Below are 21,751 nucleotides of genomic sequence, written 5' to 3'. Positions count from 1 at the left end.
AATTCAGGGTTTAGGGCTGTTCCGGGTTTTGTTCCAGGGTGTGTTCCGTTCCAGCTGATTATTAAGCAACAACAAGATGAAAGGAAAAAATGCTGTGGTGAGTCCTATGCGAGAAAAACAGATAGAACAAAAACTGGTCAAGGCAGTCCGTGGCATGGATGGTTTAGCGCTGAAATTTGTGTCACCAGGGTTCGATGGAGTGCCCGACCGCTTAATTTTATTGCCCTATGGACGGATAGCCTTTGCAGAAGTTAAGGCGATGGGATGCAAATTACGACCTTTGCAGGTAAGAAGAAAAAGACAACTGGAAGCGTTAGGTTTTTCGGTGTACGTCATAGATAGCCCGGAGCAGATTGGAGGGATGCTGAATGAGATACGAGCCACATGAATACCAGGATTATGCCACAAGATTCATCCTTGAGCATCCGATCGCGGCTGTTTTGCTTGAAATGGGACTCGGCAAAAGCGTTATAACGCTGACAGCCATCTTCGACCTTACCCTGGACAGTTTCGAGATCCGTAGGGTTCTGGTCATTGCCCCGCTCAGAGTAGCACGGGATACATGGCCCGCGGAAATTGAAAAATGGGATCACCTCAAGGGACTTACCTGCTCGGTGGCCATCGGAAGTGAAGCACAGCGGAAAGCCGCCCTTTTGAAGAGAGCGCAAGTGTATATTATCAACCGGGAAAACGTGGACTGGTTGGTTAACAAGAGTGGTCTTCCCTTCGACTTCGATATGGTGGTAATCGATGAGTTGAGTTCTTTCAAGGATAACGGCTCCAAACGGTTCAAGGCCCTGCGCAAGGTTCGGCCCGGTGTCAGAAGGATAGTCGGCCTTACAGGAACACCTTCAGCCAATGGATTGATGGACCTGTGGGCTGAAATCGGCGTCCTCGATATGGGACAGCGCCTTGGCCGGTATATCACCCACTTCCGCAATAATTATTTTATGCCGGACAAGCGTAACCAGCAGATGGTGTTTTCATACAAGCCCCGGCCCGGTGCCGAGGAAACTATTTACCGGCTGATTTCCGACATCACCATCAGCATGAAGAACACCGATTATTTAAAGTTGCCGGAACTGGTGATGAACGAGATCCCTGTTTGGCTGGCGGACAAAGAGCAAAAAGTCTATGACACCATGAAGCGGGATTTGGTGCTTTCACTTGAAGGTTGGGAGATTGATGCCTTAAATGCCGCCAGCCTGTCAAACAAACTGCTGCAGATGGCAAACGGGGCGGTCTATGCCGATGATGGCTCAGTAGCTAAGATTCACGACCGCAAGCTGGATGCGTTAGAGGATATTATCGAAGCCGCCAACGGCAAGCCGGTTCTGGTGGCTTACTGGTTTAAGCATGACCTGGAGCGGATATTAAACCGCTTCCCCGCTGAGAAGTTGGACAGCGCCGATTCTATAAAACGGTGGAATGACGGAGAAATACCACTGGCAGTAATTCACCCGGCATCAACCGGGCACGGATTGAATTTGCAGGCGGGCGGTTCCACCCTGGTGTGGTTCGGGCTTACCTGGAGCCTTGAACTCTACCAGCAGACCAATGCCAGGCTGTGGCGGCAGGGCCAGAAGGATACGGTGGTTATCCACCACATCATTACCAAAGGCACCATTGATGAAGATGTGATGCTGGCCTTGAAAAGAAAAGACAAGACCCAGACCGCTTTGATTGATGCGGTCAAAGCAAATTTAAAGGAGGCGGTCATATGATTGCGCTGAAATACATCAATAAGAACGCGGCGACGATTGCCGCCATCCGCGACTACAACAATATGCGGTTTATCATCAACAACACTTCGGAGGAAATAAAGAGTGTATACGAAAAAATGATTGCGCCCAGAACCCCCAAGCTATCCAGGATGCCATCCGCAAGGAATCCGCAGGCTGGAGCCGACAAACTGGCGGCGCAGATTGACAAGCTGGACATCTTGCGGGAACGCTACAGCCAGGCGATAGAGTATATGGCATGGTTTGAGCCTGCCTGGTCAAGCCTGACTGATACCGAGCAGCACATCCTATCTGAATTCTACATGGGCGACAACCAGAAGTCCGGCGCAACCTACCGACTGATGAGTGAACTCAGCTACAGTGAAAGCCATATCGAGCGGCTGAGGAGCAATGCGCTGAATCACCTACGCAGTATGCTGTTCGGATAAAGATGAGGGAATTATGAGGGAGTGTTTGATCCAGGACCATGTATAATAATAGTATCGAAAGCTGTATCAAGAGCCTTCGCGGGACCAACCTGCGGGGGCTTTCTTTATGCCTAATTGAGGTGAAGCATTATGCCATTTAAACCCAAACGGCCGTGTTCTTACCCGGGCTGTCCAAAGCTGACACGCGGCAGGTTTTGCGAAGAACATCAAAAGCTGACCGACAAACAATATGAAAAGTACCAGCGTGACCCGATCGTGAAAAAACGCTACAACAGGACTTGGAAGCGCATTCGCGACCGGTATATAAATGAGCATCCCCTTTGCGAAAGGTGTCAGAAGGAAGGTAAATTGACACCAGCTGAGGAGGTGCACCATGTTGTACCGCTTTCAAGGGGTGGAACCCATGCAGCGGATAATCTCATGGCGTTATGCACTAGCTGCCACTCAACCATAACAGCTAAGGAAGGCGGCCGCTGGGGGTAAAGAGATATATCACAAAGCTATGGTTAAGAATTGGCATCATTACTTCATGTACCGCTTCAGTTCTTCATAGAAGTTTTCGCGGGTACCCGCAAGTATCACGACTACGGTTTCGTCATCTTCTTCAACAATGGTATAGGCCAACTCGTAGTTGGTTTTATTGTGGAAGACATCACAGCAATATACGCCGCTAAGATCACCGGTTTTAGGTTCACCAAAATAGGGATCTAGCAGAAGCTGGTCAATGACGGCTTGAAATTTGTCTTTCAGCGGTTTCTCTTTTAGCTTTTTGAAATAGCGTGCTGCGGGAGGCAGAATGACTAATTTGGTCATCAGTCTGCCTCCGGGCCAAAAACATCTTCATAAGTTTTGCTCGATGCTTGGCCCTGAGCAGCAAGACGGGCTTCATCAAGCAAGCGTTCCACAGCGGGACGGATTTGGCGGCGGGTTTCCCTAAACTTATCAAGCAGTTCTTGTCCTGACAGCCCTTGAGCTATTAAATCGGCCAGGATCTGTTCGTCAAATTCGCCGCTGCTTTCCCGAACGGGACGGATGACGATGGCATTGTTTTGGACATAGCATTCTACTTCCTTGTCAATGCCGAGGCTGTTATAGAACTCAATCGGTATGGTTATCTGGCGTTTCTGAGATACCGAGATACGTTTTTTTATCATAGGATTTTCTCCTTTGGTTTTAACTTGCGGCACTAGTATTCCTCCTTTGGTAGTATATGCTGATCCAACTGTAAACATACAAAGAATCTTTGATTAAATATTATCAAAGAAACAAAGAAACCTCAAGGGGAGGGGGATCTAAATCTCTGCAGCCCTGATCAGGAGAACGGGCGGCCCCCTTCGCGCGTAAAAATCACGGTTCAAACGGGGAATTAAACCCTGCCACAGCAAGGAGGTGAAGGCTTGTGGCAAAAGACGGAACCAATAGGGGCGGCCGCAGGGTCCGCGCCGGTGACAAGCCGCTGCCCCTGGCTGACAAAATCTCGGCCGGAAAGGCCGCAAAAGTCTTAACAGCCCCGGAACTGCATCCCGAGTCGATGCTTGAAGCGGACGACCTTGATGATGCAGCCGATTTATACGGAGAAGATATGCCAACGCCCAGCGATTACCTCAGCGCGAGACAGAGAGATGGTAAGCCGCTGGGCGCTGACGATCTGTTCAAAGAAACCTGGAAATGGCTTAAAGAGCGCGGGTGCGAAAAATTCGTTAACCCAAGATTGATTGAAGCCTATGCCCAGGCTTTCACTCGTTACATCCAGTGTGAGGAAGCTATCAGCACCTACGGGCTTTTGGGCAAACATCCGACCACGGGTGGCGCTATAGCCAGCCCCTTCGTACAGATGAGCCAATCTTTTCAGAAGCAGGCCAACCTCATCTGGTACGAGATTTTTGACATCGTAAAACAGAATTGCACTACAGCCTTCGTCGGCAACCCGCAGGATGATATTATGGAAGCCCTGCTGTCAGGCAGGAAAGGACGGTAGGTATAGATGAACACAACCGAGCGTTTTAAAAAAGTTAATATTGACCGGTTAGTACCTTATGCTCGTAATGCCCGCACCCATAGCAAGGAACAAATACTTCAGCTTCGAGCATCACTAAGGGAGTTCGGTTTCGTCAACCCGGTCATCGTAGACAAAGACCTCAATGTCATCGCGGGACACGGGCGTATCCTCGCTGCCAAGGAGGAAGGTATTACTGAAGTACCTTGCGTGTTTGCGGAACACCTGACCGAAGCCCAGAAGCGGGCCTACATTATAGCTGACAACCGTCTCGCCCTGAACGCTGGCTGGGACGCGGAGATGCTCTCGGTAGAGCTTGCTGATTTGCAGGCGGCCGATTTTGACGTATCTCTTCTCGGCTTTAACGATGCGGAACTGAACAAACTACTGAGCGTTGCCGAGGACGTTAAAGAAGACGACTTTGATGTAGAAGGCGAACTGGCCAAGCCCGCTATATCTAAGGCGGGTGACCTCTGGTTGCTGGGATCGCACCGCTTGGCCTGCGGTGACAGTACCAAAGCGGAGACCTTTTCCTTGCTTATGGACGGTAAACTTGCCAACCTGGTGGTGACAGACCCTCCCTATAACGTCAACTATGAGGGTACAGCAGGCAAAATAAAAAACGACAACATGGCTGACCAAAAGTTCTATCAGTTCCTGCTGGAAGCTTTCACCCTGACCGAAAAAGCGATGGCCCAGGACGCAAGTATCTATGTGTTCCACGCCGATACCGAGGGACTAAATTTCCGCAAAGCCTTTTTGGAAGCGGGATTCTATCTCTCGGGGACCTGCATCTGGAAAAAGCAGTCGCTGGTACTGGGGCGCTCGCCTTACCAGTGGCAGCACGAGCCGATCCTGTTTGGCTGGAAGAAAACGGGCAAACACGCCTGGTACTCCGACCGTAAGCAATCTACCATCTGGGAGTTTGACAAGCCCAGGAAGAACGCTGACCACCCGACCATGAAGCCTGTGCCGCTGGTAGCTCACCCGATACTCAACTCCAGCATGACGGGCTGTATTGTTCTTGATCCGTTCGGTGGTTCGGGCAGTACCCTGATCGCCTGTGAGCAGACCGGCCGGATTTGCTACACCGTGGAGCTGGACGAGAAGTTTTGCGATGTTATTGTGAATAGGTACATTGAGTTTAAGGGTTCCGACATTGATGTTTTTCTTATGCGCGATGGTCAGAAAATACCCTTTAACAGTGTGCCAAAACTGGTATAAAGGCTTGCTATTCCACAGCTTAAGAGTGATGTATATGACTACCAAAAAGAAAGGTGGTCGATCTCATGGAATTTAAGTTTAACGTTACCGGCGCTAGGCGTAAAGAACTGGTTCAGGTGATCAGCGAAATCCTGAGTACTGCACCGGAATACAAAGGCGCTCCCACATTTGCTTATGTCATAGGCGGATTTACCGTCAACAAAGAAGGCACTCTCAGCGCCAGTGAAAACAACAGTGAGGAAGATCTTGAGCAACTATTAAACGAGCTTGACCAACGCGGATTTCAATTTGAAGCGCCGAGCGAACTGGTTATTGAGATGCCCAGGGAAGGTTTTACCGAAGCCGCCATTGCCAATCTGGAGCGGCTGGTTAAGAGCAAGGAAACTCTTATTAAGAAAGCCCTGGACACAGACAGGTTGCCAATTGAACTGACCGAGGACAGGCTGCGTTTCCCTTGGTTCTCCAGGAGCCTTGCAGCGGAAGAAGTCAACGCCTATGCCCGCTTCATCGGTGCGCTCTGCGCCATGGCCAAGAACCAGCATCGGGTAACTGCCACCGAAAAGGCTTATGACAACGAAAAATACACTTTTCGCTGCTTCCTGCTGCGCCTGGGCTTTATCGGGCCGGAGTACAAAACGGAACGGAAAATCCTGCTCTCCAGGCTGCCCGGCAGCGCCGCTTTCAAAAACGGCCAGCGCAATTCGGAGGAGGAGACTGAAGCATGAAGCAGATTCATCCTGAAATGTTAAAGGCGCTCAGGTCATATTATCCCCCGGGTACGCGAGTCGAACTGGTCCGCATGGACGACCCGTACACCAGGTTAAAGCCCGGCGACCGGGGCAGCGTATCCTTTATCGACGATACCGGCACGGTGTTTGTTGACTGGGACTCGGGCAGCAGGCTGGGGGCAGTTTTCGGTGAAGATGAAATCAGAAAACTCGAAGAATAACCGGGGGTAACCGCCAAGATTAAAGCCAATATTTATGCGGGTTTCAGCCATTTATTTTGCTTAAATCCCTTGCTATATAGCCCTTTCAGAGTGATATATGTACACACCAAAGAAAAACACACCTGAAAGGAGCTTGGATAGCATGTTTAACGCCAAATTTGGGATCGAGATTGAATTCACCGGGATTACCAGAAGCCAAGCCGCTGAGGTTGCGGCGCAGTTTTTAAACGGAAGGATTGAAAACTGCCGGGACAGCTACGACACCAAAAAGGTACACACACCGGACGGGCGAGCCTGGAAGTTTATGAGCGACGGGAGCATTCACCGGGAAGTAAAGGTGAACGGCAGAAGGATCAGCGCCGAGCACGAATACAGCGTTGAACTGGTAAGCCCAGTGCTTACCTACCGTGAAGACATTACTACCCTGCAGGAACTGGTCAGGAAACTGCGCAAAGCGGGCGCCTTAACCAACCCCTCCTGCGGGATACATATCCACTTGGATGGCTCAAACCATACACCAAGAAGCATTAAAAACTTCATCAACATCATCGCCAGCAAGAACGACCTTTTTTACAAGGCCCTGCAGATAGAGCCGGAACGGATGAGATTTTGCAAGAAGATGGATAATGCTTTGGTGGAAAAGATAAACGCCAGAAAGCCGAAAACCATGCGGGAACTTGAGGAGCTCTGGTACGAAGGCTACTTGGAAAGCCGCAGCCGTCACTACCATGAGAGCCGCTACCACTTTTTGAACCTGCACAGCTTTTTTAACGGCAACCATACGGTCGAGCTAAGGGGCTTTAACAGCGAACTGCACGCGGGCAAAATCAGGAGCTACATAGTTTTAGCCCTGGCCATAAACCACCAGGCATTGACCCAAAAAAGCGCCAGCGCCAGGAAGCCCCAGGTTGAAAACGAAAAGTTCGCCATGCGGACTTACTTGAACCGCATCGGCTTCATTGGCGACGAGTTCAAAAACTGCCGCGAGCACCTTTGCAAACACCTGGAAGGCTCAGCGGCATGGAGGTTTCGGGCGGCTTAAGCCGCCGCCGAAGCCAGTTAAAAAGGAGGATACCCTTTATGGATAAGAATAACAAACTGTACATTGCCTACGGCTCCAACCTGAATCTTGCGCAGATGGCTGGCCGATGCCCAACCGCCAGGGTAATCGGCAAAAGTAAGATGAAAGACTGGCGGCTCCTGTTTAGGGGTTCGCGTACGGGCGCGGTAGCAACGGTGGAGCCTAAAAAAGGAAGCAGCGTCCCGGTTCTGGTTTGGGAGATAACACCCGCCGACGAGGCGGCGCTCGACCGCTATGAAGGCTGGCCGTTCCTCTACTGTAAGGAAACGGTCAAGGTGAAGATAAACGGCAAGACCGTCAAGGCCATGGTGTACATCATGAACGAAGGCAGGCCGCCGGGCCAGCCCAGCTGCTACTACTATTCAACAATACTGGAGGGTTACCAGGACGCGGGCTTTAATATGGATATCCTGCGCCGGGCAGCCGCCGAATCTGTAGAAATGGAGTAAGCCAAATGAACGAGAACATACGGATGCAGATTTTAGCCATCAGGGAAAGCGGCGTCACGAATATGTTTGACATTCCCCGTGTTACTCAGGAAGCATACTCCCGAGATTTTCACGAACTGGTTAATTACCTTAATGACCACAAGACCGAGTACGCGCGCTTTATCCTGACGGGCGAGGAAGATGAGAGCAAATAACTGAAGGCCAATAAATATGCGGTTAACAGAGCTTCTTAATGAGGCTCTTTTCTTTTATTCGCTTTAAGAAAGGAGGCGGCAATCATACGCAAACTCAAGAAATATAAACCGACACAGTTTATGGCACCAGATTCAAAATACAGCAAAGATGCCGCCGACTATGCTGTGGCGTTTATCCAAGCCCTGTGCCACACCAAAGGCTCTTGGGCTGGCAAGCCCTTTGAACTTATCGACTGGCAGGAACAGATTATACGCGATATTTTTGGGATACTGAAACCCAATGGCTACAGGCAATTCAATACGGCTTATGTGGAGATTCCAAAGAAAATGGGTAAGTCTGAACTGGCGGCCGCCATTGCCTTGCTTCTCACCTGCGGGGACAACGAGGAGCGTGCCGAGGTTTACGGCTGTGCCGCCGACCGCCAGCAGGCATCCATCGTGTTTGAGGTTGCCGCCGATATGGTGCGGATGTGTCCCGCACTGAACAAACGTGTTAAGATCCTGGCCTCCACCAAGCGGCTTATTTACCTGCCGACCAATAGCTTTTATCAAGTGCTGTCGGCTGAAGCCTATTCGAAGCATGGTTTCAACATCCACGGCGTGGTATTTGACGAGCTGCATACCCAGCCTAATCGGAAATTGTTTGACGTCATGACCAAAGGCTCCGGGGATGCCAGGATGCAGCCGCTCTACTTCCTTATCACGACAGCGGGCGATAACGTCAACAGTATTTGCTATGAGGTGCATCAGAAAGCCAAAGACCTGCTGGCTGGTCGTAAGCATGATGCGACGTTTTATCCTGTAATCTATGGAGCAGAGGAAGATGACGACTGGACTGACCCTAAAGTGTGGAAAAAAGTTAATCCGTCGCTGGGTATAACCGTAAGTATCGACAAGATTAAAGCTGCCTGTGAAAGTGCGAAACAAAACCCTGCTGAGGAAAACAGCTTCCGGCAGCTTAGGCTTAACCAATGGGTCAAACAGTCAGTGCGCTGGATGCCCATGGAGAAATGGGATAAGTGTGCTTTCAAGGTAAACCCGGAAAAATTAAAAGGCCGGGTTTGCTATGGTGGGTTAGACTTGTCCAGCACTACCGATATAACAGCTTTTGTGCTGGTTTTCCCCCCGGTTGATGAGGACGATAAATTTCATATTCTCCCCTACTTCTGGATACCGGAAGAAAACCTCGACCTCAGGGTTAGGCGTGATCACGTAAACTACGACCTGTGGCAAAAGCAAGGTTTTCTGTTAACCACCGAGGGCAACGTGGTCCACTACGGATTTATCGAAGCCTTTATTGAGGAGTTGGGTACCCAATACAACATCAAAGAAATCGCCTTTGACCGCTGGGGCGCGGTCCAGATGACACAGAACCTGGAAGGGCTTGGTTTTACGGTGGTGCCGTTTGGCCAGGGTTTTAAGGATATGTCCCCTCCTACCAAGGAACTAATGAAACTGACCCTGGAAGAAAAGATCGCCCATGGCGGCCATCCGGTTCTGCGCTGGATGATGGATAATATCTTTATCCGTACTGACCCGGCTGGCAATATCAAACCCGACAAGGAGAAAAGCACCGAGCGGATTGACGGCGCGATAGCGCTGATTATGGCACTGGATAGAGCAATACGATGCGGAGGAAATGCCGGTTCTTCGGTTTATGATGTCAGAGGACTTTTATTCTTATAGTTACCTGATCTATGCCATAAATCCAACATTGTTTAGCTTTTGTAATAAATTTCTGTTACTCTAGTGTCATAAGGAGAGTGATGATATGAGAAAAAACTTATTAATAACTACGTTGGTATTCATTGGATGTTGCTTCTTTATATTTACTGTCCCGGCTAGCGCAGCAAGTCATAGCGGCATTAATATTTTACTTAATGGTAAAGCAGTTGAATTTACAAATGATTCCGGTTACCCGTTTGTGGATGAGAATAACAGAACGATGGTTCCGCTTCGTGTAACAATGGAGTCTGCTGGATTTGTTGTCGGTTATGATACGAATGCACGTACTGCTATTGTGATAACCGAGCATAACCGAATAGAAGTGCCGATTGGAACAAATAAAATTTATACAAACAATCAACTTACAGAAAACGATACAGTAGCTGTTGTTAAAAATGGCCGAACTTACCTTCCTATCCGGGCTGTTTTGGAAAATGCAGGTTATACGGTTGAATGGGCAGGCGACACCAATACGGTTAACGCATATACCTTTAACTACGACGCAAAGGAATTTGTACCATATAGCACATCCAGCCTTTCAACGCTTCTTGAAAATATATTGAAAGGTAATGTTATCTATTATCAAGGTCAGTATTATGCTACCCCAGAATATGTGAAAATGATGACAAATGTACAGGTTCACTATTACGGTAACGATCTCAACACGGCAATATATCCTCAAGCAAGCCGATATGACTTAGCTGAATTTGATGAGAGTCAGATCGAATGGGTTTCAGGAATTACTTTTGACTATATTTTAGTTCAAGATAGCCAGTTAGCGGAGTTTGGCATTGCAGGAAAGCGGAGTGATATTCCAGGATATTCATATGTTTATGCTTTTTATGAGCAAGGAATATCTGGAGATAAAATCATATACTGTGTTGATGAAATGACTGACAAATTTATTAATGCAACTGATGCAACAGGTACTTTCAATGGTATTCGTATGAAAAAAGAAAGCGGGACTTTGTTTTTTAATTATGCTGATTTGAAAGCTAAGGGAATCTATTCCCGGTAATAAAACAACCGCTAAGACAATACTTACAAAGGCAATTCTTCGGAGTTGTCTTTTTTCATGCCCATTTTCAGGAGGAGCGTTTTATGAAAATACCCGTATTATCAAGATTATTAAAATCCCGAGCCAGTCCTAAAAATCGTCTGTATGGCAGCACGTACACCTTCTTTTTCGGCGGAACCGCCAGCGGCAAAACCGTCAATGAAAGAACGGCCATGCAGACCACCGCCGTATATGCCTGTGTTCGAATCCTGGCGGAAACCATAGCCAGTCTGCCATTGAATCTATATAAATACACGGACATGGGCAAGGAGAAAGCCATAGACCACCAGCTATATTATCTGCTCCATGATGAGCCTAATCCGGAGATGACTTCATTTGTGTTTCGGGAAACACTGATGAGTCATCTTTTATTATGGGGCAACGCCTATGCCCAGATAATTAGAGACGCTAGGGGCCAAATCTTAGCTCTTTATCCCCTGCTGCCCGACCGCATGACAGTGGATCGGACAACTGATGGACAGCTCTATTACGAATACCGCAAGGACACCGGATATGTGATCTTAAGGCCGGAAGATATCCTGCATATTCCCGGGCTTGGTTTTGACGGACTGGTGGGCTACTCTCCTATCGCTATGGCCAAGAATGCCATCGGCATGGCAATCGCCACCGAAGAATACGGGGGTAAATTCTTTGCCAATGGAGCCAGTCCAGGCGGAGTTTTAGAGCATCCCGGGGTAGTCAAAGACCCGGCCCGAATCCGGGAAAGCTGGAACGCGGTCTACCAGGGCAGCGGCAACGCCCACCGGATAGCTGTGCTGGAAGAAGGTATGAAGTTCCAGTCCATCGGTATACCGCCGGAGCAGGCGCAGTTTCTTGAAACCAGAAAGTTTCAGACGGAGGAGATATGTAGAATCTTTCGGGTGCCGCCCCATCTGGTGGCTAATTTGGACAAAGCCACTTTCAGCAACATCGAGCATCAATCTATCAGTTTTGTAGTCCATACCATCCGGCCCTGGCTGGTAAGGCTCGAGCAAGGAATGAATAAAGCTCTGCTCAGGCCATCCGAAAAGGGCCAGTATTTTGTGGGTTTTGTGGTGGACGGACTATTGCGGGGCGATTATGCATCGAGGATGCAAGGCTACGCCATAGGTATTCAAAACGGTTTCTTAAGCCCCAACGATGTAAGAACCTTAGAAAACATGAACACCATCGAGCATGGCGATATTTATGCCATGAACGGTAACATGCTGAAGCTTGAAGATGTGGGCGCGTATGCCAATACCAAAAGAAAGGAGGTCAGCCAATGAGCAGAAAGTTTTGGAACTGGCTCAAAAACGAGCAGGATCGAACCCTCTTTTTAGATGGGTATATCGCTGAGGACAGCTGGTTCGAGGACGATATTACCCCCAAGCAGTTTAAAAACGAGCTCTACGCTGAGGATGGGGATGTGGTAGTGATGCTCAACTCCCCGGGTGGCGATGTATTTGCCGCCAGTCAAATCTACACCATGTTAAAAGAGTATCCGGGACACATTACCGTCAAAATCGAGGGGCTTGCTGCCAGCGCGGCTTCGGTAATCGCCATGGCGGCGGACGAGGTTCACATGTCTCCGGTAGCCATGATGATGATCCATAACCCCACCACCGTCATATTCGGGGAAATATCTGACCTTAAAAGCGGTATTGCCATGCTGTCCGAGGTTAAAGAAAGCATTATCAATGCCTACGAGCAGAAAACCGGTTTATCAAGAACCAAAATTTCGCACATGATGGATGCCGAAAGCTGGTTTAACGCCTGGAAAGCAGTGGAGCTGGGCTTTGCCGACAAAGTCCTATACACAACCGAAGAACACCTAACCGAGCCGCCCAGCGCGGCTTATCTTTTTGACAAAATGACGGTCACCAACGCGCTGGTAAAAAAGTTTCCGCTGCCCCAGGTTAATAACCCTAAACCGCCGACCGGCACCCCGCTCAGCTACCTGGAAAAGCGGCTCAGCCTATTAAAACATTAGAATGGGAGGAATAACCATGAGCAAAATCTTAGAACTGCGTGAGAAAAGAGCCAAAGCCTGGGATGCCGCTAAAGCCTTTCTGGACAGCAAGCGCGGCGCTGACGGGCTCCTTTCCGCCGAGGATGTTGCCACCTATGAAAAGATGGAAGCCGATGTGGTGAATCTCGGCAAAGAAATCGATCGGCTGGAGCGTCAGCAGGCATTGGACGCGGAGCTTAACAAGCCCGTCAATACACCCATTACCGGCAAGCCCGGCCAGCCAAACCCTGAGAATAAAACCGGCCGGGCCAGCGACGAGTACAAACGAGCCTTCTGGAACGCCATGCGCAGCAAGGCAGCGGGATACGAAGTCCTGAACGCGCTGCAGGTGGGGACCGATTCCGAGGGAGGCTACCTGGTGCCGGACGAGTTCGAGCGTACCTTGGTCGAAGCCCTGCAAGAAGAAAACATCTTCCGCACCATGGCCAAGATCATCCAAACCGCCAGCGGCGATCGCAAAATACCAGTCGTAGCCACAAAGGGCACCGCCTCTTGGGTGGATGAAGAAGGTGCTATCCCGGAATCAGACGATGCCTTTGGGCAGGTTTCCATAGGAGCCTACAAGCTGGCGACCATGATCAAGGTATCCGAGGAATTGTTAAATGACAGCGTCTTTAATCTGGAGTCATATATCGCCCGGGAATTTGCCCGTAGAATCGGTGCCAAGGAAGAGGAATCCTTCTTCATCGGTAACGGAACCGGCAAGCCAACCGGGATTTTCAATGCTACCGGCGGAGCGGAACTGGGTGTAACTGCCGCTTCAGCAACGGCTATTACGGTGGATGAGATCATGGATCTGTTCTACAGCCTTAAGTCTCCTTACCGCAAAAATGCCGTATTCGTGATGAACGATTCCACTGTCAAAGCCATCAGAAAATTAAAGGACGGCAACGGCCAGTACCTGTGGCAGCCCTCCATTACTGCCGGACAACCGGATACGATTTTAAATCGTCCGGTCAAGACTTCAGCCTATGTACCGACAATTGCGGCAGGGGCTAAGACTATCGCTTTCGGCGATTTCGGCTACTACTGGATTGCTGATCGGCAAGGCCGTTCCTTCCAAAGGCTGAACGAGCTTTATGCGGCAACCGGTCAGGTAGGATTTAAGGCAACCCAGCGGGTGGACGGCAAGCTGATTCTCTCTGAAGCCATTAAGGTACTGCAGATGAAAGCGTAGGTGTGAGTTATGAGCAATGTAAAAAACTACACTGAGCAAGGCGGCGAGAAGACTGTCATTGGCGGATCGCTTGAGATTGCGGCCAGCGGCAAGCTGACAATTACGGAAGGTGCAACAATTGAAGGGATCTTATCCGTCCCGGTGGTTGATGCCCTTGACTCAACCTCAGCTACCAGCGCCCTGTCGGCTAAACAGGGCAAGGTTTTAAATGATGCTATAGCTGCCAAGACCGCTGCCAATCAGGCCGACAGTATTGCAGCCGAGGTGGCCGAACTGGTGACCGACTTCAATGCCCTCCTCGCTAAGCTTAAAGCCGCGGGACTTATGGCAGCCGAGTAATGAAAGGCGGTGGGCGTATTGGTGCTTTCTTTGGAGGAAGTAAAACTGTATCTAAAAGTAGACGGTGATGAAGACAATACGCTCATCACCGATCTCATAGGTGCCGCCGAGGAGCTATGCCAGGACATTCTGCGCTTTCCCCTGACCGAATTTACCGAGGTGCCAGAAACAGTTAAACAAGCCCTACTCTATGCTATCGGCAATCTTTATGAACTACGGGAAGCAGTCGACATGAAAGCATTAATTGAGTTTATGACCAGGCTCTTATTCGCCTACCGCCGAGAAGGGTGGTAATTATGAAGAAGCGCGATTTAATGGGTCAGATGCGACAGCGTATTGCCTTGCAGGCCAAGACCATCACCAAATCAGAAGGCATCCCCCTAGAAAACTGGACTACAGTAGCCACAGTGTGGGCAGCAGTGTCGGACATATCGGGTAAAGAATATTTCCAGGCGGGGGCCTTGCAGTCGGAAGTCACCACCCGGATTAAAATTCGCTACCGAACCGGGATAACTACTTCCATGCGGGTATTATATGGCTCCCGGGTATTTCAAATTCTGTCGGTAATCGATAAGGATGAGCGGCACTACGTAATAGAACTGATGTGCAAGGAGGTGATCCCCAGTGGCGGGTAATCTGACCCTGGAAGGTATGGATGAAATTTTAGATAGGCTAAAGGAACTGGGGCAAAGAGCCGCTCCGGTAGAGAACCAAGCCCTCTATGCCGGGGCCAAGATCGTCCAGGAAAACGCCGGCCAAAAAGCGCCGCGCAGTTTAGAGGCCAAGGAGCATCTGGCAGACAATATCGTGATTTGCGAACCAAAGCAGGATGAAAACGGCAAATACGTTGAGGTGGGGCCAACGGCTCCCTTTTTTTATGGCAAATTTCTGGAGTACGGCACCTCCAAGATGACCGCCCGCCCTTTTATGGGTCCGGCTCAAGCCGAAAGTAAAAAACAGGTGCTGGAAACCATCAGGCAGACCTTGAAAGCGGGGCTTGACATATGATCAATGTCAAACCGGAAGTCCTGGCGGCTTTGGAGGGAAACACTGATCTGCTGGCTTTATTGGGCGGGCCTTATATCTACCAGCTGAAAGCGCCGGAGGGTTTAGATAAATACATTACTTTGTTTGAGTTAACCAATTTCGATTCCGCCTGGGCAGACGGCACTGCCTTTATGGCTGAGGTGCACGTGCAAGTGGATGTGTGGGTAAAAGCAGCCAGCACCTCCCCTATTGCCGCCGAGGTGGACAAAACCATGAAATCTTTAGGCTTTAAAAGAACTAGCAGCGCCGATCTTTATGAAGACGATACCAAAATATTTCACAAAGCGCTCAGGTATGTGACTGAGCGGGAAGTTGAAGGAGGTTAGAAAATGGCAGGAGTACAAGTAGGCTTAAACAGCCTGTATTACGCGGTTCTTACTAGCGATACGCCTTTAGCAGCGACATATAACAGCCCGGTGGCCATAGCCGGGGCTATCAACGCCAAAATAAGTCCCAAGAGCAACACAGAAACCCTGTACTGCGACGACGGGCCTGATGAAACCGTCACCTCGCTGGGGGAAATCGATGTGGAGTTTGAGACTAAAGATATTGACCTCAACACCCAGGCGGTCCTTTTGGGACACAGTATCACTGGCGGGGTGCTGATCAAGAAGTCAACCGATACTGCGCCCTATGTGGCCTTAGGATTCAAGTCCAAAAAGAGCAACGGCAGCTACCGCTATGTATGGCTGTATAAAGGAAAATTCGCCCTGCAGGAGCAGGAGTACCAGACCGCGGAGGATAAGCCCAAATTTCAGACCCCCAAAATCAAGGGGACATTTATTAAACGCACTTTTGACAACGCCTGGCAGAAGATCGGCGATGAGGATCATCCCGATTGGACAGCTTCAACCGGCACAAATTGGTTTACGGCGGTAGACGGAGCGGCCCCCGACCCTCTGACGGTGACAATAAGTCCGGTGGATGGTTCCAGCGGAGTGGCGGCAGACGCTAACCTGACCTGGACCTTTGCCAACGCCATCCAGGCTACCGATGTAACCGCCGCTAATTTTATCTTATTAAAGGCTGATGATGGGTCCTTAGTTGCCGGAGTCCTTAGTACCGATTCGGAACACAAGGTGGTTACTTTCAATCCGGCCAGCAATTTGGCCCCGGGCGCGGATTACATCATGGTATGCACGCAGGGGGTCAGGGATATTTGCGGCCAAAACCTGGCTGTTGCCTCAATCGGCAGCTTCACCACTGCTGTTTAAGTCAATCGGGGCGGTTTTTGTACCGCTATCACACAGGGAGGGATATCGATGGAGAACCCCAAGATTACTCTTAAAGGAAAGACATACACCGCACCCCCGCCCAAGGTCAAACTGTGGCGCGAAGTAACCAAATTCAAAGATAAATTCGGCGATAAAGAGCAAGGCGATGAGGAAGCTCTAAGCGAGATGGAACGCCTGATCGCTGCTGCCTTTAATCACCCGGAAATAAGCGCTGAGGTTATTGAAGATGAACTGGACCTGGATGAGTTTGTCCCCCTCTTTTACCAGATTGCCAGCTGGGTGGCCGAGGCCGTAAGCCGCAAGATGACAGAACTCCCAAAGTAAATCCCGCCGACGGACCTGACCTAAGCCATCTGTCGGCTTATCAAATGGTGGTGTATTTCTATTTGAGCCTGGCCCAAAGCTACCACTGGCTCCCGGAGCAAATTGACGCCATGACGCTCGATATGTTCTGGGATCTGCTCATTGTCGGCTCTGTAGTTAACGAAGCTGAAAACAATCCTGGCGGGTACATTGATGATATTTGGTAAGGGGGTGAGAACAATTGGCAGAAACCATCGGTGAACTGCTGGTCAAAGTCGGCCTGGACAACACCGGCTTTAATCAGGGCATGAAAGAATTGGATCAGTCGCTTAAGCTGGCTAGGGCTGAATTTCAGGCAGCGGCCGCCAAGATGGGTGATATGGGTAGCGCCGCCGACCAACTTAAATTAAAAGTTGAATACTTAAACAAGCAGGCTGAGGTGCAAAGGCAGAAAGTTGCCGCCTTAAAAGATGCTTATGACAAAGCGGCGGGCAGCACTGAGCAGGATACGGTGGCGGTGGAAAAACTGCGGATCAAAATGCTGCAGGCCGAAAAGGTTCTGGCCAATATGGAACACTCCCTAAAAAATACGGTCAAGGAACTGGAACTGCAAGCTTCCGCCTGGACCAAGCTCTCTAAAAAGGCCGAAGAAGCAAGCCAGAAATTAAAAGCAGCGGGCAGCAGCATCACCAGTGCCGGTCAGGGAATGTCCCTAGCGGTTACCGCACCGCTTGCAGCCGCCGGAACCGCAGCGGTGAAACTAGCCTCAGATACCAATGAAGCTCTAAACAAGGTGGAAGTAGCCTTTCAGGATAACGCTGAAGGCGTTAAGAACTGGAGCGATACCACCCTGGAACGCTATGGCATCGCTAGGGGCACAGCCCTGGATATGGCTGCTACCTACGGGGACATGGCTACCAGCTTGGGGCTTAACACTGCGCAGGCAGAAGAAATGAGCAAAACCCTGGTGGGTTTGGCCGGAGATCTGTCCAGTTTTAAGAACATCAGCATCGACATAGCGGATACCGCCTTAAAGTCGGTATTTACCGGCGAGACCGAATCTTTGAAAGAATTAGGCATTGTTATGACCCAAGCCAACCTGCAGGAATACGCCTACAGCCAGGGGATTAAAAAGAAGATCCAGGATATGAATCAGGCGGAGCAGACCCAACTCAGGTACAACTATGTCCTGGCCATGACCAAGAACGCCCAGGGGGATTTCGAGAGAACCGGGGCGGGAACGGCTAACCAGATGCGGGTTTTCTCCGAAAGCATAAAAGAGCTAGGGGCTACCATGGGACAGCATATCCTGCCGGTTATAACCCCATTAATCCAGAGATTAAATGAACTGGTTCAAAGATTCGGCGCTTTAAGTCCCAGCGCCCAAAAAACCATTCTAGTCGTGGCGGGGGTGGCTGCCGCCATAGGCCCGGTTGTCCTCATTATCGGTCAGCTGGTCACCGCCGCCGGGGCCATCTCCGGGGTAGTTGGTACAGCTGCAGCCGCTATCGCCAGCGCCGGCGGGGTTACCGCAGCTTTGGGGGCGGCTTTTTCCGCCTTAACCGGTCCTATTGGTATCGCTGTAGCCGTTATCGCTGGTTTGGTTTTGGCTATCAAGGAGCTTTGGCAAAACAATGAAGGCTTTCGTAACACGGTCAAGGAGATCTGGGCGGATATTGGGAGCGTTATCGCCAAAGCCGGAACCGCCATTAAAGTGTTCTGGGACAATTGGGGTAAAGATATCACTGCGGTATTCACCAATATCTGGAACATTATTAAGGCGGTATTTCAGACTGCGGCGGAAGTGATTGTAAACGCCTTCGGCTTTTTCCTGGATGTCTTGCAGGGAGACTGGCAAGGGGCCTGGGAGCATATCAAAAACATTTTCATCACCCTGTGGAATGGGATTAAGACAGTGGTGGTCAACGCTTTCGAGGGTCTAAGAACCCTGCACAACACTCTGCTGGAAATAGGTACTCATATTATTCAGGGTTTGATCGACGGGATTAAAGGCCGGATTGAGAAAGTCAGGGAAATCGCCGGGGAAATTGCCGAGACGGTAAAAAACAAAATCAAAGAAGCCCTATCCATCCGCTCCCCCTCCCAGGTGATGCGCGAATATGGCCTTAATATCAGCGAAGGCTTGAGCACCGGCATGCAAGAAGGAATGTCCTTTATAGAAGGATCGGTATCCGACATTATTGCCACCTTGGTCGATATGAAGAACAGCCTGGAAAAGATAACGGCTGAAACCAATGCCAAGCTGCTGGAAGCGGAAAAAGAGTACGCTGACCAGTGCCGGGAAGTCAAAAGCAAACTGGCCCAGGATGAAATCGCCTTGCAGCAGGAACTGTCCGATAAATTAGCCGCTATTACGGCAGCAGGCTTAGAGAAAGAAGCCCAGGCCATCGAAGCTTTTGAGCAGAGCTATGCAGCCAAGGTGGAGTCCATCAAAAACCAGATCGGGCTTTTTGATGAAGTGAAGCCACAAAAAGTATCAGGCAAGTCCTTGCTTGGTAATCTGGAGGACCAGGTTAGTCAGTTCGACAGCTGGCAGGCCAACTTAAAGTCACTGGCCGCCAAGGGAGTCGACGAAGGACTTATTGACGAGCTTCGGCAGATGGGGGTCAAGGCGGCTCCTCAGGTCGCGGCGTTAAATACCTTGACAACTGATGAGCTGAATAAATATGTAAGCCTTTGGAAAACCAAAAACGCCCAGGCCCGGGCGGAAGCCAATATCGAGATGCGCCAGGCCCGGGTTGATCTAGGCCAGCGCTTAAGCGAGATTAGGCAGGAAACCCAGAATCAACTTACCCAGCAGACTATCGAAATGCAGAACAAACTCATGGAAATGAAAGCCAAGGCCGATGAGGAGCTGGCCAAGTACAAAAAGGCTTGGGAGGAAAAGAACGGTGAAATTAAAAAGAACGCCGCTGAAACCATCGCCACCATCGAAAAGAAATATGAAGAAATAGTCCAGAAATCGGCCGGGTACGGCATCCAGGCTATGAGTGAGTTAATCCGGGGCATAAGGTCGAGGATGAGCGCCTTGCAAAGTGTCATGGACGAAGTGCGAAGCATAATGGGTTCCGGTATGGACCCCAATCAGCGCAATTCCCCCTCTCTAGTAGACAAGATAAAAATCGGGGTGGCTGATATAACGGCTGCCTACAGCAGCTTAAAAAACAATTTAAGTGGCCTTGACTTAAAGAGCGCTTTAGCAGGAATTGCTCCTTTAGCCTTGGGTACGGTTGCCACAAATGCAACCAGTAACAGCTCGACCACCATCAACCAGATCAGCATAACGGTCAATGGCGGCACCGCTGACGCGGGCGAGCAGATTTACCGGACGCTCCTGGCCAAGGGGGTGCGTTTCAGTGGCTAAAAGTCTTAAGATTGCCGGGATGGAGCGCTGGCCGGACTATCGTCGGGGGAGCCTTACTATCAGCCAAATCCTTACCAGTCAGGTAGACAACTGCTCATTTGCGGTTAAAGGAGCAAAACCCCTTGAGGGCAGTGAAGTCATCATCGAGGATAGCGACCTTACGGAACCCCGGCTCTTTGCCGGAACTATCGACCGGGTGGAACTGGTGAACTATAAGGCTCCGCTGGTGTGGAAGGTGGACTGCCAGGACTATACCCTGCAGATGGATAAAAAGCTGGTGGTGGAAACTTATCTGGGCTTAAGCGCTGACGCCATTGTACGCGACATCCTGCTTAAATATTGTCCGGGTTTTTCGGCAACAGAGGTAGCCAGCGGCGCACCGGTAATCGAGTCTACCGGCACCGAATTCAACTACAAAATGCCGTCGGAATGTATGAAATGGCTGTGCGATTATATCGGCTGGCAGTGGTATGTGGACTACTACAAGGTGGTCCACTTTTTTGATCCTGCCCAAATGGGAACTTCTGCCCCCATGACCTTGCAGCCCGGGGGTCGTTTTAGCAATTTCAAGGTAAGTATCGACCACCAGGGACTGCGCAACCGCGTATATGTTTTGGGCGGCAGCATGCTGTCCGACCCACAGACTATCGAGTGGAAAGCAGACGGTGCGGCTCGCATCTGGGTGCTCCCCTGGGTTCCTAACGAATGTAGTTTGCAGGTGGGCGGTACAGTGCAAAACGTCGGGGTTGAGGGTGTGGATGAAGAAGATGCCAAGGATTATCTGGTAAATCTGGGCGACGGCTACCTGCGCTGTTCAGCTGATACTGATACGCCCGAGAGTGGCGTGACCATTTCACTTACCGCCCGGCAAAGCATTGATGTCATTACCGTGGTAGATGATTTGGCTAGCCAGGCTTCCATTGCCGCCCTGGAAGGCGGCGATGGGGTGTATGAGCACTATATCAAAGATGATACCCTGACCACCATTGAAGCAGCTGAAGCGGCCGGAAATGCCGACCTTAGGGAATGGGCTAATCCTAAGACCAGAGGCAGTTTCATCACCGCAGTGCCGGGATGGGAACCGGGACAGTTAGTAAGCGTTGAGCTTCCCGAACGCGGTGTAAACGCAGTTTTCCTGGTACAAAAGGTGACCATCTCCTTAAGTGAAGTCGGTCTTTGGATATACACCATAGAATACGGCGGACGCCTCTTAGGGATAGCCGATTTTCTTAAAGCCCTGGTCTCCGCCCGGCAGAAGAAAAAAATGAACGACACCAAACTGATCCATAAGTTCGTTTATGGAACCGAAGCCATAGCGATAAAAGATGCGCTGCTTACAGCAGGCAGAAACCAGCCCTGGCTGGTCGAAAGCTGTGCAAGCAGTACAGTAATGATAGGAGGTTGATATA

28 protein-coding genes are annotated in these 21,751 nt (G+C 50.1%); 26 read left to right on the top strand and 2 right to left on the bottom strand.

Annotated elements, in window-relative coordinates:
* Positions 1–106 precede the first annotated feature (106 nt).
* The 4 genes from DESRU_RS17980 to DESRU_RS20435 all read left to right on the top strand — a co-directional run bounded on the left by DESRU_RS17980 (position 107) and on the right by DESRU_RS20435 (position 2,653).
* On the top strand, positions 107–388 hold the full coding sequence (locus DESRU_RS17980) for a VRR-NUC domain-containing protein (RefSeq protein ID WP_041275887.1): 282 nt from the start codon (positions 107–109) through the stop codon (positions 386–388).
* Entirely contained in the window at positions 369–1,724 is a 1,356-nt protein-coding gene (locus DESRU_RS17975; protein ID WP_013843514.1) for a DEAD/DEAH box helicase, read from the top strand. Before DESRU_RS17980 ends, DESRU_RS17975 begins: the two co-directional genes overlap by 20 nt.
* Entirely contained in the window at positions 1,721–2,170 is a 450-nt protein-coding gene (locus DESRU_RS17970) for a sigma-70 family RNA polymerase sigma factor (protein WP_013843513.1), read from the top strand. Before DESRU_RS17975 ends, DESRU_RS17970 begins: the two co-directional genes overlap by 4 nt.
* Positions 2,171–2,299: 129 nt before the next feature.
* Entirely contained in the window at positions 2,300–2,653 is a 354-nt protein-coding gene (locus DESRU_RS20435; protein WP_013843512.1) for an HNH endonuclease, read from the top strand.
* A gap of 39 nt (positions 2,654–2,692) precedes the next feature.
* Here DESRU_RS20435 and DESRU_RS17960 read toward each other — a convergent pair whose 3' ends face one another.
* Together DESRU_RS17960 and DESRU_RS17955 are read right to left on the bottom strand one after the other, a co-directional pair.
* On the bottom strand, positions 2,693–2,983 hold the full coding sequence (locus DESRU_RS17960) for a type II toxin-antitoxin system RelE/ParE family toxin (protein ID WP_013843511.1): 291 nt from the start codon (positions 2,981–2,983) through the stop codon (positions 2,693–2,695).
* Entirely contained in the window at positions 2,983–3,324 is a 342-nt protein-coding gene (locus tag DESRU_RS17955; RefSeq protein ID WP_049786814.1) for an AbrB/MazE/SpoVT family DNA-binding domain-containing protein, read from the bottom strand. The genes DESRU_RS17960 and DESRU_RS17955 overlap by 1 nt, the downstream gene beginning before the upstream one ends.
* A 245-nt stretch (positions 3,325–3,569) precedes the next feature.
* Here DESRU_RS17955 and DESRU_RS17950 point away from each other — a divergent pair, with 245 nt between their 5' ends.
* The 22 genes from DESRU_RS17950 (at position 3,570) to DESRU_RS17850 (ending at position 21,747) form a co-directional block, all read left to right on the top strand.
* The gene (locus tag DESRU_RS17950) at positions 3,570–4,148 is read left to right on the top strand and encodes a P27 family phage terminase small subunit (RefSeq protein WP_013843509.1); all 579 of its coding nucleotides are present in this window, start codon (positions 3,570–3,572) and stop codon (positions 4,146–4,148) included.
* Positions 4,149–4,154: 6 nt separating this feature from the next.
* Positions 4,155–5,390, top strand: coding sequence for a site-specific DNA-methyltransferase (locus tag DESRU_RS17945; RefSeq protein ID WP_013843508.1), 1,236 nt, complete (start codon positions 4,155–4,157; stop codon positions 5,388–5,390).
* 65 nt (positions 5,391–5,455) lie between these two features.
* Positions 5,456–6,115 carry a hypothetical protein gene (locus DESRU_RS17940; RefSeq protein ID WP_013843507.1) on the top strand — a complete coding sequence of 220 codons (660 nt, stop codon included), beginning with the start codon at positions 5,456–5,458 and terminating at the stop codon, positions 6,113–6,115.
* Complete coding sequence (locus tag DESRU_RS17935; protein ID WP_013843506.1) at positions 6,112–6,339, top strand: DUF4314 domain-containing protein; 228 nt, start codon at positions 6,112–6,114, stop codon at positions 6,337–6,339. Before DESRU_RS17940 ends, DESRU_RS17935 begins: the two co-directional genes overlap by 4 nt.
* A 142-nt stretch (positions 6,340–6,481) precedes the next feature.
* Positions 6,482–7,381 (top strand): amidoligase family protein, encoded by a 900-nt coding sequence (locus DESRU_RS17930; RefSeq protein ID WP_013843505.1) that lies wholly within the window; start codon positions 6,482–6,484, stop codon positions 7,379–7,381.
* 38 nt (positions 7,382–7,419) lie between these two features.
* On the top strand, positions 7,420–7,869 hold the full coding sequence (locus DESRU_RS17925) for a gamma-glutamylcyclotransferase family protein (RefSeq protein ID WP_013843504.1): 450 nt from the start codon (positions 7,420–7,422) through the stop codon (positions 7,867–7,869).
* A 5-nt stretch (positions 7,870–7,874) separates the two neighbouring features.
* Positions 7,875–8,063, top strand: coding sequence for a DUF5049 domain-containing protein (locus tag DESRU_RS17920; RefSeq protein ID WP_013843503.1), 189 nt, complete (start codon positions 7,875–7,877; stop codon positions 8,061–8,063).
* A gap of 84 nt (positions 8,064–8,147) precedes the next feature.
* On the top strand, positions 8,148–9,749 hold the full coding sequence (locus DESRU_RS17915; protein WP_041275476.1) for a terminase large subunit: 1,602 nt from the start codon (positions 8,148–8,150) through the stop codon (positions 9,747–9,749).
* Between the two features lie 85 nt (positions 9,750–9,834).
* Positions 9,835–10,806 (top strand): copper amine oxidase N-terminal domain-containing protein, encoded by a 972-nt coding sequence (locus DESRU_RS17910; protein ID WP_013843501.1) that lies wholly within the window; start codon positions 9,835–9,837, stop codon positions 10,804–10,806.
* Positions 10,807–10,889: 83 nt separating this feature from the next.
* The gene (locus tag DESRU_RS17905; RefSeq protein ID WP_013843500.1) at positions 10,890–12,113 is read left to right on the top strand and encodes a phage portal protein; all 1,224 of its coding nucleotides are present in this window, start codon (positions 10,890–10,892) and stop codon (positions 12,111–12,113) included.
* On the top strand, positions 12,110–12,817 hold the full coding sequence (locus tag DESRU_RS17900; RefSeq protein WP_013843499.1) for a head maturation protease, ClpP-related: 708 nt from the start codon (positions 12,110–12,112) through the stop codon (positions 12,815–12,817). The genes DESRU_RS17905 and DESRU_RS17900 overlap by 4 nt, the downstream gene beginning before the upstream one ends.
* A 16-nt stretch (positions 12,818–12,833) precedes the next feature.
* Positions 12,834–14,033: a phage major capsid protein gene (locus tag DESRU_RS17895; RefSeq protein ID WP_013843498.1), complete on the top strand. Its 1,200-nt coding sequence runs from the start codon at positions 12,834–12,836 to the stop codon at positions 14,031–14,033.
* 9 nt (positions 14,034–14,042) lie between these two features.
* Positions 14,043–14,372 (top strand): hypothetical protein, encoded by a 330-nt coding sequence (locus DESRU_RS17890; protein ID WP_013843497.1) that lies wholly within the window; start codon positions 14,043–14,045, stop codon positions 14,370–14,372.
* A gap of 21 nt (positions 14,373–14,393) precedes the next feature.
* Positions 14,394–14,666 (top strand): head-tail connector protein, encoded by a 273-nt coding sequence (locus DESRU_RS17885; protein WP_235811051.1) that lies wholly within the window; start codon positions 14,394–14,396, stop codon positions 14,664–14,666.
* 2 nt (positions 14,667–14,668) lie between these two features.
* Entirely contained in the window at positions 14,669–15,007 is a 339-nt protein-coding gene (locus DESRU_RS17880) for a phage head closure protein (RefSeq protein ID WP_013843495.1), read from the top strand.
* Positions 14,997–15,380 carry an HK97-gp10 family putative phage morphogenesis protein gene (locus tag DESRU_RS17875; protein ID WP_013843494.1) on the top strand — a complete coding sequence of 128 codons (384 nt, stop codon included), beginning with the start codon at positions 14,997–14,999 and terminating at the stop codon, positions 15,378–15,380. Before DESRU_RS17880 ends, DESRU_RS17875 begins: the two co-directional genes overlap by 11 nt.
* Positions 15,377–15,745, top strand: a complete 369-nt coding sequence (gene gp17 / locus DESRU_RS17870) for a tail completion protein gp17 (RefSeq protein ID WP_013843493.1) — start codon at positions 15,377–15,379, stop codon at positions 15,743–15,745. The genes DESRU_RS17875 and gp17 overlap by 4 nt, the downstream gene beginning before the upstream one ends.
* A gap of 3 nt (positions 15,746–15,748) precedes the next feature.
* Positions 15,749–16,633 carry a major tail protein gene (locus tag DESRU_RS20430; protein ID WP_013843492.1) on the top strand — a complete coding sequence of 295 codons (885 nt, stop codon included), beginning with the start codon at positions 15,749–15,751 and terminating at the stop codon, positions 16,631–16,633.
* A gap of 48 nt (positions 16,634–16,681) precedes the next feature.
* Positions 16,682–16,978: a phage tail assembly chaperone G gene (gene gpG / locus DESRU_RS17860; protein ID WP_013843491.1), complete on the top strand. Its 297-nt coding sequence runs from the start codon at positions 16,682–16,684 to the stop codon at positions 16,976–16,978.
* 44 nt (positions 16,979–17,022) lie between these two features.
* Positions 17,023–17,184, top strand: coding sequence for a hypothetical protein (locus DESRU_RS21030; RefSeq protein WP_187290590.1), 162 nt, complete (start codon positions 17,023–17,025; stop codon positions 17,182–17,184).
* Between the two features lie 14 nt (positions 17,185–17,198).
* On the top strand, positions 17,199–20,342 hold the full coding sequence (locus tag DESRU_RS20035; protein WP_013843490.1) for a phage tail tape measure protein: 3,144 nt from the start codon (positions 17,199–17,201) through the stop codon (positions 20,340–20,342).
* Positions 20,335–21,747, top strand: coding sequence for a hypothetical protein (locus DESRU_RS17850; RefSeq protein ID WP_013843489.1), 1,413 nt, complete (start codon positions 20,335–20,337; stop codon positions 21,745–21,747). Before DESRU_RS20035 ends, DESRU_RS17850 begins: the two co-directional genes overlap by 8 nt.
* The last annotated feature ends 4 nt before the right edge of the window (positions 21,748–21,751 follow it).

The sequence above is a fragment of the Desulforamulus ruminis DSM 2154 genome, assembly GCF_000215085.1.
In the GTDB taxonomy this organism is placed as follows: Bacteria; Bacillota; Desulfotomaculia; order Desulfotomaculales; family Desulfotomaculaceae; genus Desulfotomaculum; species Desulfotomaculum ruminis.
Note: the sequence above shows the minus strand (reverse complement) of the source record. Positions and strands in the feature narration are given on the sequence as shown.

Bases quoted from the DNA above. Each gene is read 5' to 3' on its own strand.
- DESRU_RS17920 (WP_013843503.1), top strand. From the start codon at position 7,875: ATGAACGAGAACATACGGATGCAGATTTTAGCCATCAGGGAAAGCGGC.
- DESRU_RS17970 (WP_013843513.1), top strand. From the start codon at position 1,721: ATGATTGCGCTGAAATACATCAATAAGAACGCGGCGACGATTGCCGCC.
- DESRU_RS17895 (WP_013843498.1), top strand. From the start codon at position 12,834: ATGAGCAAAATCTTAGAACTGCGTGAGAAAAGAGCCAAAGCCTGGGAT.
- DESRU_RS17940 (WP_013843507.1), top strand. From the start codon at position 5,456: ATGGAATTTAAGTTTAACGTTACCGGCGCTAGGCGTAAAGAACTGGTT.
- DESRU_RS20430 (WP_013843492.1), top strand. From the start codon at position 15,749: ATGGCAGGAGTACAAGTAGGCTTAAACAGCCTGTATTACGCGGTTCTT.
- DESRU_RS21030 (WP_187290590.1), top strand. From the start codon at position 17,023: ATGGTGGTGTATTTCTATTTGAGCCTGGCCCAAAGCTACCACTGGCTC.
- DESRU_RS20435 (WP_013843512.1), top strand. From the start codon at position 2,300: ATGCCATTTAAACCCAAACGGCCGTGTTCTTACCCGGGCTGTCCAAAG.
- DESRU_RS17935 (WP_013843506.1), top strand. From the start codon at position 6,112: ATGAAGCAGATTCATCCTGAAATGTTAAAGGCGCTCAGGTCATATTAT.
- DESRU_RS17910 (WP_013843501.1), top strand. From the start codon at position 9,835: ATGAGAAAAAACTTATTAATAACTACGTTGGTATTCATTGGATGTTGC.
- DESRU_RS17925 (WP_013843504.1), top strand. From the start codon at position 7,420: ATGGATAAGAATAACAAACTGTACATTGCCTACGGCTCCAACCTGAAT.
- DESRU_RS17905 (WP_013843500.1), top strand. From the start codon at position 10,890: ATGAAAATACCCGTATTATCAAGATTATTAAAATCCCGAGCCAGTCCT.
- DESRU_RS17955 (WP_049786814.1), bottom strand. From the start codon at position 3,324: ATGATAAAAAAACGTATCTCGGTATCTCAGAAACGCCAGATAACCATA.
- DESRU_RS17980 (WP_041275887.1), top strand. From the start codon at position 107: ATGCGAGAAAAACAGATAGAACAAAAACTGGTCAAGGCAGTCCGTGGC.
- gp17 (WP_013843493.1), top strand. From the start codon at position 15,377: ATGATCAATGTCAAACCGGAAGTCCTGGCGGCTTTGGAGGGAAACACT.
- DESRU_RS17900 (WP_013843499.1), top strand. From the start codon at position 12,110: ATGAGCAGAAAGTTTTGGAACTGGCTCAAAAACGAGCAGGATCGAACC.
- DESRU_RS17930 (WP_013843505.1), top strand. From the start codon at position 6,482: ATGTTTAACGCCAAATTTGGGATCGAGATTGAATTCACCGGGATTACC.
- DESRU_RS17960 (WP_013843511.1), bottom strand. From the start codon at position 2,983: ATGACCAAATTAGTCATTCTGCCTCCCGCAGCACGCTATTTCAAAAAG.
- DESRU_RS17975 (WP_013843514.1), top strand. From the start codon at position 369: ATGAGATACGAGCCACATGAATACCAGGATTATGCCACAAGATTCATC.
- DESRU_RS17945 (WP_013843508.1), top strand. From the start codon at position 4,155: ATGAACACAACCGAGCGTTTTAAAAAAGTTAATATTGACCGGTTAGTA.
- DESRU_RS17890 (WP_013843497.1), top strand. From the start codon at position 14,043: ATGAGCAATGTAAAAAACTACACTGAGCAAGGCGGCGAGAAGACTGTC.
- DESRU_RS17880 (WP_013843495.1), top strand. From the start codon at position 14,669: ATGAAGAAGCGCGATTTAATGGGTCAGATGCGACAGCGTATTGCCTTG.
- gpG (WP_013843491.1), top strand. From the start codon at position 16,682: ATGGAGAACCCCAAGATTACTCTTAAAGGAAAGACATACACCGCACCC.